Annotated in this window: 1 pseudogene; it reads left to right on the forward strand. The window is 38.8% G+C overall.

Annotated features, from left to right (window positions below):
• Positions 1–400, forward strand: a pseudogene (locus AC1VNY_RS42835) (bifunctional 23S rRNA (guanine(2069)-N(7))-methyltransferase RlmK/23S rRNA (guanine(2445)-N(2))-methyltransferase RlmL); the annotation flags it as partial.

A 400-nucleotide genomic window follows, 5' to 3' on the forward strand; every position in this document is an offset into this window, starting at 1 on the left:
CAAATAAACTAAAAAATACCCCGGATGCCCCGCTTTCTGATAATGCACAAATGCTATTTAACCGATTGGAAAAAAACAGAAATCATTTACAGAAATGGGCAAGAAAAAATCAAATCACCTGTTATCGAATTTACGATGCGGACTTACCCGAATATGCCTATGCCATAGATATATATAATGACTATGCTGTACTGCAAGAATATGCGCCACCAGCCAGCATTCCAGTACACAAGGCAGAAAAACGCAGTCTTGAGATGTTGCAAGTCGTTCCACGGGCCTTAGGTATTCACCCTGAAAAATTAATAGTTAAACAAAGAAAGCAGCAAAAGGGCTCAGAACAATATCAAAAAATAGGTAAAACCAGCCAAAGATTGATAGTGACAGAAGGCAAGGCGAAATT

The organism is Bradyrhizobium ferriligni (assembly GCF_056837965.1).